This window comes from Halopseudomonas formosensis (genome assembly GCF_900115905.1).
GTDB lineage: Bacteria > Pseudomonadota > Gammaproteobacteria > Pseudomonadales > Pseudomonadaceae > Halopseudomonas > Halopseudomonas formosensis.
Window position 1 is genome coordinate 247,655 of sequence record NZ_FOYD01000005.1, and the last position, 12,275, is coordinate 259,929.

Annotated in this window: 8 protein-coding genes and 1 tRNA gene; 8 read left to right on the top strand and 1 reads right to left on the bottom strand. The window is 56.9% G+C overall.

Features of this window, described 5'->3' with window-relative positions:
- Positions 1-173: 173 nt before the first annotated feature.
- The gene (gene rep / locus BM046_RS09725) at positions 174-2,180 is read left to right on the top strand and encodes a DNA helicase Rep (protein ID WP_090538965.1); all 2,007 of its coding nucleotides are present in this window, start codon (positions 174-176) and stop codon (positions 2,178-2,180) included.
- A gap of 111 nt (positions 2,181-2,291) precedes the next feature.
- Here the strand turns inward: rep and BM046_RS09730 are convergent, their stop codons facing one another.
- On the bottom strand, positions 2,292-2,579 hold the full coding sequence (locus tag BM046_RS09730) for a c-type cytochrome (protein ID WP_090538967.1): 288 nt from the start codon (positions 2,577-2,579) through the stop codon (positions 2,292-2,294).
- A gap of 457 nt (positions 2,580-3,036) precedes the next feature.
- Between BM046_RS09730 and BM046_RS09735 the strand changes: the two genes are divergently transcribed.
- The 7 genes from BM046_RS09735 to BM046_RS09765 all read left to right on the top strand — a co-directional run.
- Positions 3,037-3,113: transfer RNA gene (locus tag BM046_RS09735), tRNA-Arg, on the top strand.
- A gap of 478 nt (positions 3,114-3,591) precedes the next feature.
- The gene (locus tag BM046_RS09740) at positions 3,592-5,307 is read left to right on the top strand and encodes a class I SAM-dependent DNA methyltransferase (RefSeq protein ID WP_090538938.1); all 1,716 of its coding nucleotides are present in this window, start codon (positions 3,592-3,594) and stop codon (positions 5,305-5,307) included.
- Positions 5,297-6,700 (top strand): restriction endonuclease subunit S, encoded by a 1,404-nt coding sequence (locus BM046_RS09745; RefSeq protein ID WP_090538940.1) that lies wholly within the window; start codon positions 5,297-5,299, stop codon positions 6,698-6,700. The genes BM046_RS09740 and BM046_RS09745 overlap by 11 nt, the downstream gene beginning before the upstream one ends.
- On the top strand, positions 6,701-7,408 hold the full coding sequence (locus BM046_RS09750) for a hypothetical protein (protein WP_218150028.1): 708 nt from the start codon (positions 6,701-6,703) through the stop codon (positions 7,406-7,408).
- Positions 7,401-8,552: a DUF4268 domain-containing protein gene (locus BM046_RS09755; protein WP_090538942.1), complete on the top strand. Its 1,152-nt coding sequence runs from the start codon at positions 7,401-7,403 to the stop codon at positions 8,550-8,552. The genes BM046_RS09750 and BM046_RS09755 overlap by 8 nt, the downstream gene beginning before the upstream one ends.
- Positions 8,553-8,570: 18 nt before the next feature.
- A complete protein-coding gene (locus tag BM046_RS09760; RefSeq protein WP_177197835.1) occupies positions 8,571-9,533 on the top strand; it encodes an Abi family protein in 963 nt (320 codons plus the stop codon).
- Positions 9,534-9,731: 198 nt separating this feature from the next.
- Positions 9,732-12,275, top strand: a 2,544-nt coding sequence (locus BM046_RS09765; protein WP_090538944.1) for a type I restriction endonuclease subunit R, incomplete at its 3' end; no start/stop codon positions are given.

Sequence of the window (12,275 nt, forward strand, 5' to 3'; positions counted from 1 at the left end):
CACAATCCGTTGCAATGGTCTGTCGATAAACAATCTCTCTCCTCGGCTCGGACATGATCAGATGTCCGAGTTTGTGCAGGTTAGCGCCTGCCGGATCCCCTGTCGAGGCATCAGGCGCAGCGCAGAGAATACCCTATGCTAGAATTGCGCGCCCACCCTTGCTCGAGGTCAACGTGTCGCAACTCAACCCCCGTCAACAGGAAGCAGTGCGCTATATCAGCGGCCCCCTGCTCGTGCTGGCCGGCGCCGGTAGCGGCAAGACCAGTGTCATCACCCGCAAGATCGCCTATCTGGTCAAGGAGTGCGGCATCCGTGCCCAGTACATCGTCGCCGTCACCTTCACCAACAAGGCCGCCCGGGAGATGAAGGAGCGCGTCGGCATGCTGCTGCGCGGCGCCGAAGGCCGGGGCCTGACCGTCTCCACCTTCCACAACCTGGGCCTGAACATCATCCGCAAGGAGCACAAGCGCCTGGGCTACAAACCCGGCTTCTCCATCTTCGACCAGCGCGATGCCGAGGCCCTGATTGCCGACCTGATGCACAAGGACTACGGCGGTGACGACGGTGTCGAGGGCATCCAGGCGCAGATCTCCTCCTGGAAGAACGACCTGATCACCCCCGAGGAAGCACTGCAGCAGGCCAAGACGCCCCAGCAGCAGACCGCCGCCAGCGTCTACATGCACTACAACCGCACGCTCAAGGCGTACAACGCGGTGGACTTCGATGACCTGATTCTGATCCCGGTGCTGCTGTTCCGGGATCACCCGGATGTGTTGGAAAAGTGGCAGTTCCGCATCCGCTACATGCTGGTCGACGAGTACCAGGACACCAACGCCAGCCAGTACCTGCTGGTGAAGATGCTGGTGGGCAACCAGGCACGCTTTACCGTGGTCGGCGATGACGACCAGTCGATCTACGCCTGGCGTGGCGCCCGCCCGGAAAACCTGGTGCAGCTCAAAGAGGACTTTCCCAACCTCAAGGTCGTCATGCTGGAGCAGAACTACCGCTCCACCAGCCGCATCCTCAAGGCGGCCAATACCCTGATCGCCAACAACCCCCACGTGTTCGAGAAACAGCTGTGGAGTGAACTGGGTTATGGCGATCCGATCCGGGTGATCCGCTGCCGCAACGAGGATGCCGAAGCCGAACGGGTGGCCACCGATATCCAGATGCTGCACCTGAAACAGGGCATCGCCTGGAAGAACTTCGCCATCCTCTATCGGGGCAACCACCAGGCCAGGCTCATCGAGCTCAAGCTGCAGCACCACCAGATTCCCTACCACCTGTCCGGCGGCACCAGCTTCTTCAGCCGGCAGGAGGTCAAGGATCTGATGTCCTACTTCCGCCTGCTGGTCAATCCGGATGACGACAACGCCCTGCTGCGGGTGATCAACGTGCCGCGTCGGGAGATAGGCCCGGCCACCCTGGAAAAACTCGGCACCTATGCCAACCAGCGCGGCGTCAGCCTGATCACCGCCTGCGGCGAGATGGGACTGGCCGAACACATGGAGCCGCGCTACCTTGAGCGCCTGCAACGCTTCGCCCGCTGGCTCGAGGGCGTGCGCCAGCAATGCATGCAGGGCGACGCCATCGCCGCCCTGCGCGACATGGTCAGCGACCTGGACTACGAGAACTGGATCCGCCAGAACTGCTCCAGCGACGAGATCGCCGCCAAGCGCATGGGCAACGTCTGGTTCCTGCTCGACTCGCTCAAGGCCACCATGGAAAGGGACGAAACCGGCGAGACCACCTTCGAGGACGCCATCGCCAAACTGGTGCTGCGCGACATGCTCGAGCGTCAGGAAGAGGAAGAGGACGCCGACCGGGTGCAGCTGATGACCATGCACGCCTCAAAGGGCCTGGAATACCCCCACGTCTATGTCATGGGCATGGAGGAAGAGATACTGCCCCACCGCTCCAGCATCGAAGCCGACACCGTGGACGAGGAACGCCGTCTGGCCTACGTCGCCATCACCCGGGCCAAGCGCAACCTCACCTTCACCTTCGCCGCCCGCCGCCGCCAGTTTGGCGAGATCATCGACTGCCTGCCCAGCCGCTTCCTCGACGAACTGCCCCAGGAAGACCTGGAATGGGAAGGCACCGAAGACGTCCCCGTCGAACAGAAACAGGCCCGCGGCAACAGCGCCCTGGCCGACATCCGCAGCCTCCTCGGCCGTTAACCCCGATCCAGCCGCCACCACCCTCCCTCTCCCGTTGTGGAAGAGGGCCGGGGAGAGAGGGAAACAAAAAAGCCGCCCAATCAGGCGGCTTCTTCATCACTGCAACACAGCTCAGTTGAGGGACAGAATCCACTCAGCCAGCTGGGCAGCTTCCTCGTCGTTGACAGCGTTCGGCGGCATCGGGATCGGACCCCAGTTGCCCTGGGAGCCGTTCTTGATGCTGTTGATGATATGGTCAGCATCGCCAGCGTACTTGGCCGCCACTTCTTTCATGGCCGGGCCGACAACCTTGTTGTCAACGCTGTGGCAGGCTACGCAGGCCTTGGCAGAGAACAGCGCCTCGCCCGGATTGCCACCAGCCGCCTCACCCGCAGCCTCACCAGCCGGAGCAGCAGCCACGGCCTCAGCGCAGGGGTCACCCGCTACACAGACGGTACCGTAGGGCTTGATACGCTCGGCAATCGCCTCATCGGTGGTCGCCTGGGCGCTGCCAGCGAACAGGGCAAGCACGGCCGCAGAAGCAGCCAGAATATTCTTCGCAATCGTCACTTATCCATCCTCATCATGGCTATCGGTATGCGCCCAAGTACAGTGCCCGGACAATTGCGCGAGTATACTGCGAAACCCGCATACGGCAAAACTGCAAGCTCATTCAGCGACAAGGCGTCGCACCCCGGATGCACCTTCAATACGCCCAAGCGGTATCGAAAGCATGGACGAAAGGCCATTCAATAGGTATCATGCCGCGCTTACGCACCCGTAGCTCAGCTGGATAGAGTACTGCCCTCCGAAGGCAATACTCAGCAACTTGAACCCCGGTGCGGCTAAGTGTCAGAATGCAGCGTTTTCCTATAACGCACCCGTAGCTCAGCTGGATAGAGTACCGCCCTCCGAAGGCGGGGGTCACAGGTTCGAATCCTGTCGGGTGCGCCATTTCCATTCAAAATCAACGACTTACAACTCTCCTAGCTCTCTTTTCTTGTGCCCAATTCGGCGACTACAGAAAATAAGTACTCACTCGCCTTTTCAAAACACTTTGTCAGAATGACCTCTGCCCTCCATCACTGAAAAAGCCTGGAAAAAAGCCGTGTGCCCAAAATGTGCCCAAACCGTGCCCACTGATTTTTTTCGCTTTTAGCAGAGAGCGATATTTTGAGTATTAGCTCCCGCGCCCAACCCGACTGACGTTCCAGTTCTTTACAGCTCACAGCGGACATACCAAACCAATTGCAGCTCAATATCAGATCGCCTAAGGTCGAACGTCCCCATGGGTGCTGCGCTTCACCGCTTCGCTATCTTATTCGGTTGAGTACACCCTGACCGCGCCCGTTGATGCATTGCACACCGTCGGCCCCGGTTACAGGCTCTGTGGAGCAATAGGGAATTACCGCTTTGAACACCAGAGGAAATAATGAATAGCACAGAACAACAGTTTCTAAAGGCCTTGGACGACAAGCTCTGGAAAGCCGCCGACAAGCTCCGCGCCAACCTGGACGCTGCCAACTACAAGCACGTGGTACTGGGGCTGATCTTCCTCAAATACGTATCCGACGCTTTTGAAGAGCGCCAGGAACAGCTGCTGGAGCTCTTCCAGCAAAACGATGACAACAACATCTATTACCTGCCCAGAGAAGATTTCGGCAGCGATGAGGAATACCAGCAAGCCCTGCAGGAAGAGCTGGAAGTACTCGACTACTACCGCGAAGCCAACATCTTCTGGGTACCCAGGCCAGCCCGCTGGAGCACCCTGAAGGAGAAAGCCGTGCTGCCTGCAGGCACCGTGCTCTGGCAGGACGATGCCGGCAACGAGGTAAAACTGCGCTCGGTGTCCTGGCTGATCGACAACGCTCTGGAAGAGATCGAGAAGAGCAACGCAAAGCTGAAGGGCATTCTCAACCGCATCAGCCAGTACCAGTTGGAAAACGACAAGCTGCTGGGGCTGATCAACACCTTCTCAGACACCTCCTTTACCAAGCCGGTCTTCGACGGCGAAAAGCTGAGCCTGCACAGCAAGGACATCCTCGGCCATGTCTACGAGTACTTCCTGGGTCAATTTGCACTGGCCGAGGGCAAGCAGGGCGGCCAGTACTACACCCCCAAAAGCATCGTCACCCTGATCGTGGAAATGCTCCAGCCCTATTCCGGGCGTGTTTATGACCCGGCGATGGGCTCTGGCGGCTTCTTTGTTTCCAGCGACAAGTTCATTGAAGAGCACGCCCAGAAGCAGCACTACGACGCCGCCGAACAGAAGAAACACATCTCCGTATACGGCCAGGAATCCAACCCCACCACCTGGAGGCTGGCGGCCATGAACATGGCCATCCGCGGCATCGACTTCAACTTCGGCAAGAAGAACGCCGACACCTTCCTCGACGACCAGCACCCGGACCTGCGCGCCGACTTCGTCATGGCCAACCCACCCTTCAACATGAAGGACTGGTGGAGCGAGTCCCTGGCCGACGACGTACGCTGGAAGTACGGTACTCCGCCCAAGGGCAACGCCAACTTTGCCTGGATGCAGCACATGATCCACCACCTGGCGCCCACCGGCAGCATGGCCTTGCTGCTGGCCAACGGCTCCATGAGCTCCAACACCAACAACGAAGGCGAAATCCGCAAGCGCCTGGTGGAAGAGGACCTGGTGGAATGCATGGTCGCCCTGCCCGGCCAGCTGTTCACCAACACCCAGATCCCGGCCTGCATCTGGCTCCTGACCAAAGACAAGGCCAACGGCATAGTGCGTGACGAAAAGAAGCGTGACCGCCGGGGAGAGTTCCTGTTTATCGATGCCCGCAACCTGGGCTTTATGCGGGATCGGGTACTGCGGGACTTCAGCAAGGACGATATCGCCAAAGTCGCCGACACCTTCCATGCCTGGCAGCGTGGCGAGGGCTATGAGGATGTCGCCGGCTTCTGCAAATCCTCCAGCCTGGACGAGATCAAGAAGCATGATTTTGTGCTGACGCCGGGTCGCTATGTGGGTGCTCAGGAGCAGGAAGACGATGGAGAGCCGTTTGCCGAGAAGATGGCGCGATTGACCGGACAGTTGCGGGAGCAGTTTGCTGAGAGTGACCGGCTGGAAGCTGAGATCAAGCGGAATCTTGGGGGGCTGGGGTATGAGTTCTAAGACAGCCTTTTATCGGCTGGGCGATCTCACTGACTGGTTCTCTGGTGGGACTCCTTCAAAGAAGAATCCAGAATGCTGGGGCGATGAAATACCGTGGATTAGCGCCTCCTCGATGGGCGGTTCTCGTTATTCCAATTCTGACCTAAAAATCACGAAGCTAGGCTTAGAATCCGGCTCCCGACTTGCACTCAAGGGCTCAATTCTTCTGCTTGTGCGAGGAAGTACTCTTCATAACAGGATTCCTGTTGGCATTGCGGTGCGAGACGTTGCTTTCAATCAAGACGTGAAGGCTATCAGAGTCAAGCCTGAGCTTGCTGCCCGCCAAGTAACCGATGAAATGTATTTGTATTATTGGCTCAAGGCTAACGAGAAAAAATTGCTTGAAATGGTTGAGCATACAGGTATTGGAGCCGGGAAACTCGATACAAAGCGTCTTCAAGATCTTGAGATACGCCTACCTTCTTGGTCAGAGCAACGGCAAATTGTTGCATCAGCCACAGCAATTGATGAAAAAGAAATCCTAAACTCCTGCATCAACCAAACCCTCGAACAGATGGCCCAGGCCATCTTCAAAAGCTGGTTTGTCGATTTCGAGCCGGTCAAAGCCAAGATCGCCGCACTGGAAGCCGGTGGCAGCGAGGAAGACGCCCTGCTTGCCGCCATGCAGGCCATTTCCGGCAAAGGCGAAGAGAAGCTAACCCGCCTCCAGGCCGAACAGCCCGAGCAATACGCCGAGCTGCGCGCCACCGCCGAGCTGTTTCCGTCGGCTATGCAGGATAGTGAGCTGGGGGAGATTCCGGAGGGGTGGAGTGTTGGTCACCTTTCTGAGCTAATTCAGTTCAACCCACGCAGATCGCTCAAAAAAGGAACCCTTGCGCCCTACCTCGACATGAAAAACGTCCCCACTTCTGGCCATTTGGCGGAAGACATTGTTCTGCGCGAAATGAATAGTGGCACCAAATTCATTAACGGAGACAGCCTGTTGGCGAGAATTACACCTTGCCTTGAAAACGGAAAAACAGCCTACGTTGACTTCTTGGATAGCGATCAAGTCGGCTGGGGTTCGACTGAATACATCGTCATGAGGTCTCAAGAGCCGTACCCCGAATCACTTTCCTACTTCATCGCTCGCAATAGAAACTTTCGACAACATGCCATCCAGTCGATGACCGGCACAAGTGGACGGCAACGTGCCAATGCGAAAGCCTTGGCAGAGCTGCCATGGATAATCTATCCCCAAGAGATCGCGGTAGCTTTTGGCCGTATTGCCACCCCATATTTAAGGTTAGCAAGGAGCCATGGCAACGAATCTAAGTCGTTATCGGCAATACGCGACTCACTTCTCCCCAAACTTCTATCAGGAGAGTTAGAAATAACAAGGAAGGACGCATAAATGACTGATTGCTTAGCTTTATTCTTTCAAAAAGTCAGCAGTATGGATACATGGAAAGACCTTGCGACAGTTCTCAGCGGTTTTTCTACCTTCGCAATTGGAATACTGACTTTTTTCCTGTGGAGAGAGAATCGTCTACTACGTAAGGTTGGATCAGAGCCAAGGCTAATAGCCTATTATGAACCGCACCCTGACGGCACGGGCGGCCTGAATATAGCCATCGCAAATGTTGGAAACGGATCTGCAAAGGATGTTTACTTTCAATTTGAAGGGGATCCTGACAACTTTGCGAGATACCATATAATATTGGATTGCACATATCGCCGTGGGCCCATAGCAACCATTCCTCAGGATGACAAAATATCCATGTTCTTTGCTGTGGGCTTCCAGCTCTTCTCACCCAAGGACGAGATGGGAAACGGCGCCAACCAACCGATAGAGCCTTTCCATATTCGAGTTGAGTGGCAAAGTATAGAAGGCAGGAAAAAGTATGCCGACCGCTTTTTGTTAGATGTAAAACCTTATGCCAATCTTCCAGGATTTATAAATAAACCTCCTCTCCTCAAACTCGTAGACTCAGTGAACATTGTTGGACAACAAATTGGCGCGCTAAAACCACTTGTTGGAGAACTCACTCACATTATAGAAACGACCACTCTGGAAAGTGAGTGGGTAAGAAAGGCTAAGGGGAATACAGAAGATGTTTAAAATCAACCCCACCGCCAACCGCATCAGTCCACTGGAAGTGAAACGCTTCAGCGACCTCGGCTTCACCGAGCGCAAACACCTGCAGGAATGGCTGGAGAATTACCCCCAGGCCCTAACCCAGGGTGACGGCGACGAACTGCTGATCATCCAGAAGGAATTCGACGGCTTCGACGACACTCGCGAGCGGCTCGATCTGCTGGCCATCGACAAGGAAGGCAATCTGGTCATTATCGAAAACAAGCTGGATGACAGCGGGCGGGACGTGGTGTGGCAGGCGCTCAAGTACGCCAGCTACTGCGCCAACCTGAAAAAGCAGCAGGTAGTAGAGATCTTCCAGCGCTATCTGAACCAGAAGGCGCAAAGTGAAGGCGCCGAGCCGGCCAATGCCGAACGGGTGCTGCTGGAGTTTCTGCAGGCCGATGACCTGCAATCCGTGCAGCTCAACACCCTGAAAAGCCAGCGGCTGATTCTGGTGGCGGCCCACTACCGCAAGGAAGTCACCAACACCGTGCTCTGGCTGAGCCAGTTCGGGGTCAATTGCCAATGCTTCAAGGTGACACCCTACCAGGCCGGCACCGAGCTGTTTCTCAACGTGGAACAGATCATCCCCACTCCGGAAGCGTCGGACTTCATGATTGGCATGATGGCCAAGGAAGATGAGGAAAAAAGCGCCAGCAATGAGCAACGCCGCAGCCATGGCCTGCGCCTGGCGTTCTGGGAGCAGGCGCTGGAAGCCTTCATTCAGAGCAGCTGCCGTCTGTTCGACAACATAAGCCCAGGTCGGGATCACTGGCTTTCGGCAGGCTCCGGCCTATCTGGCATGTCCTTCAACCTGATCTTCGGCAAAAGCGAGATACGGGTGGAGTTTTACATGTCCCGGCCCCAGGCCGAGACCAACCAGCTGGTGTTCGACCAACTGTTCGCTCAGAAGGAGCAGATCGAGGCGGCATTTGGTGCCGAGCTGGAATGGCAGCCCCTGCCCAACCGCAAGGCCTGCCGTATCCAGTACTCCCGAGCGGTGGATGGCTATAACAAGGACAATTGGGCGGATATGATCAAGTGGTTGGTGGAGCATATGACCCGGCTGGAAGCCGCCTTGAGCGCACCCCTCGGGGTGATCAGGCAAAACCTGAAGAACCAGTAACAGGACAAAGGCACTGAATTGAAACCACTGAAGCCATGGCTATCGTTTTCTGATCAGTTGGAACAACTGCGTGGGCGCGGGCTTCAGGTGGAAGACCGCGCAGCAGCGCTGGGCTACCTCAAACGACTGGGCTACTACCGCTTGAGCGGATATTGGTATCCACTGCGGGAAATAGACCGGACAGCATCAGCCAGGCAGGATCGCCCCGTACGCGACGACCGTTTTGTCCCTGGCAGCCGCTTTGAGGATGTGGTTAAGCTGTACGTTTTCGATAAGAAACTCCGTCTGCTGGCACTGGATGCGTTGGAGCGTATCGAAATGGCCGTACGGGTGGATGTGGCTCACCTGTTGGGCCAGCGCGACCCGCGAGCGCATGAGAACCCCGATTGCCTGCACGGCAAGTTTGCACGTCGCCCATTCAAAGCTGGCCCTGACAAAGGAAAAACAGAACATGACCTGTGGCTGGCCAAATACCACGCTCTGCTCCAGCGCGCACGTAAAGAACCCTTCGTCGCACACCACATGACTCATTACGGCAGCTTACCTATCTGGGTGGCGATAGAGGTATTGGACTTTGGCGCGCTATCCAAGCTGTTTTCCGGCATGGCACATGAGGATCAGGAGACTATTGCAGCCATTTACGGTGCACCAACTGGCAAGGCCTTTGCTCAGTGGTTACGCAGCCTGAACTTCATCCGCAATGTTTCGGCGCACCACAGCCGCCTGTGGAATATCAACGTGGTGGAAATATCAACGGTTCCAGAGGGCTGGTCGAAGGAGTTGAAACCTTCCCGGCCATTCTTCTACTTCTGCCTGATCCAGCAGCTGATGCGGGTGATCTGTCCCAATTCCAGCTGGGGTGACCGGTACAAGGCTTTGTTGGCAGAAGAGTTTCCCAGATTGGCAAACCAGCAGCTGAGCTTGAAGGATATGGGTGTGGTAGAGGGCTGGGAGAACTGGCCGGTGTGGCGTAAGCAATAGGCAGAAATGAGAACCGACGCGTACACAGAAGTGCAGAGGCGCCGGTCATATTGGCGCTGATACTAGTGCAATAATGCTTGCATGTAAAGCCTACCGCATGGCCAGAGCAGCACTCGACAGACTGGCGAGCCGACAAGCACTATGGGATCAATGGTAGCCTGAGAAGATATTGGCAGATGTACCCAAAGGAAGCAGTCAATGACGGAAGATCAACTGGAACAGCAATGCCTGGAATGGTTCGCCGAAGGTGGTTGGGAGCTGGGCCATGGCCCGGATCTGGCGCCGGATGGTATCGCTCCGGAGCGCAGTGATTATCGCCAGGTACTGCTGCTGGCTGATCTGGAAGCGGCCATTCGGCGGATCAACCCGCACCTGCCAGACTCCGCCGTTGAACAGGCGATCTCCCAGGTGCGCCAGCCATCGAGCCTGGACACCACAGTCAGTAACCGTGCCTTTCACCGGTTGTTACTGGATGGCGTGCCGGTGGATTACAAGCTGGACGAGCGCATCATCCACGACCATGCCCTGCTGATCGACTTCGAGCAGCTCGAAGCCAACCGCTTTCGCGCCATCAGTCAGTTCACCCTGCAGGGCAGCAAGCAACCGCGCCGCCCCGACATCATCTGCTTCATCAACGGCCTGCCCCTGGCCGTACTTGAGCTGAAAAGCCACACCTCGGAAAACGTCAGTATCTGGGATGCCTTCAACCAGATTCAGACCTACAAGGACGAGCTGCCGGAGCTGTTCATCTACAACGAAGCCCTGGTGATCAGTGACGGCTACAACGCCCGGGTAGGCGCGCTCACAGCCAGCCAGGAGCGCTTCATGCCCTGGCGCACAATCAAGCACGAAGACGACAAACCGCTGCTGGAGTGGCAGCTGGAAACCATGGTGCGCGGCTTCTTCGATCGCGAGCTGCTGCTCGACTATATCCGCTACTTTGTCCTGTTCGAGACGGACTCCGAGAAGCTGATCAAGAAAATCGCCGGTTACCACCAGTTCCACGCGGTGCGCGAGGCCGTCAGGGCCACCATTATTGCAGCATCCGTACCGGAAAAGGAGCTCAGGGAACGGCGCGCCACCTACGGCACCGAGGTCGCGCCCGGCAGCAAGAAAGCGGGCGTGGTCTGGCACACCCAGGGCTCAGGCAAGAGCATTTCCATGTGCTGCTACGCGGGGATGCTGCTGCAGCAGCCGGAGCTGAACAACCCGACCATCGTTGTGGTTACCGACCGTAATGACCTCGACGGTCAACTGTTTGCCACCTTCTCTGCCGCCCGGGAGCTGCTCAAGCAAGAGCCGGTTCAGGCGGACGATCGCGATACCCTGCGCCAACTGCTGGCCGAGCGCGAATCCGGCGGCATCATTTTCACCACAGTGCAGAAGTTCGCGCTGCTGGAAGACGAAAGCGGCCACCCGATCCTGAACGACCGCCACAACATAGTGGTGATTTCCGACGAGGCTCACCGGAGCCAATATGGTCTGAAGGCCACCTTGAAGCAGGATGGTAGCTATAAATTCGGTTATGCCAAGCACATGCGTGATGCCCTGCCGAATGCCTCTTTTATTGGCTTTACCGGTACGCCTATCGCAACGGAAGACAAGGACACCCGCGCGGTCTTTGGTGACTACGTATCCATTTACGATATCCAGGACGCAGTAGATGACGGTGCCACCGTGCCTATCTATTACGAGTCACGCCTGGCAAAACTGGATATCAATCACGATGAAATCGAAGCCCTGTCAGATCAGGTGGATGACATCGTGGAGGACGAGGAAGACGTTACCCAGCGGGAAAGAACCAAGGGTGAATGGAGCCGACTGGAAAAACTGGTTGGTGCAGGACCGCGCTTGCGTCAGGTTGCGGCAGACCTCGTGGAGCACTTCGAAACACGTACCGCCATGATGGACGGCAAGGCCATGATCGTGGCCATGAGCCGGGACATCTGCGTGCAGCTGTATGACGAAATCGTCGCGCTGCGCCCGCAGTGGCACGACCCAGACCCCGAAAAAGGCGCTATCAAGATTGTCATGACCGGGTCCGCATCGGACAAGGCCGCCCTGCAGCCCCATATCTACAACAAGCAAACCAAGAAGCGACTCGAAAAACGCTTCAAGGATATCAACGACCCGCTGAAGCTGGTCATCGTCCGGGACATGTGGCTGACCGGTTTCGACGCCCCGTGCTGCCACACCATGTACATAGACAAGCCCATGAAGGGCCACAACCTGATGCAGGCCATCGCCCGCGTCAACCGGGTATTCAAGAACAAGCCCGGCGGGCTGGTGGTGGACTACATCGGCATCGCCAACGAGTTAAAACAGGCGCTGAAAACCTACACCGACGCCAAAGGCCGCGGCGAACCCACGCACAGCGCGGAAGAAGCCTTCGCCGTCATGCTCGAAAAGCTGGATATCATCCATGGCATGTTTGCGCCCGGACCGAACAGCAAGGGCTTCGACTACAGCGGCTTCGAAGATCAACCGCACAAGCTGCTGGTACCGGCAGCCAACCACGTGCTCGGGCTGGAGGACGGCAAGAAACGCTTCCTCGATACGGTGCTGGCTCTGAACAAGGCTTACAGCCTGTGCAGCACCCTCGATCAGGCTCGGACCTACCATAAGGAGGTAGCCTTCCTGTCGGCAGTAAAGGCTGCGATTACCAAGCACACCAGCGTGGACAGGAAGCTGACCGAGGAAGAAAAGAACTCGGTGCTCAAGCAGATCCTCGACAACGCCGTC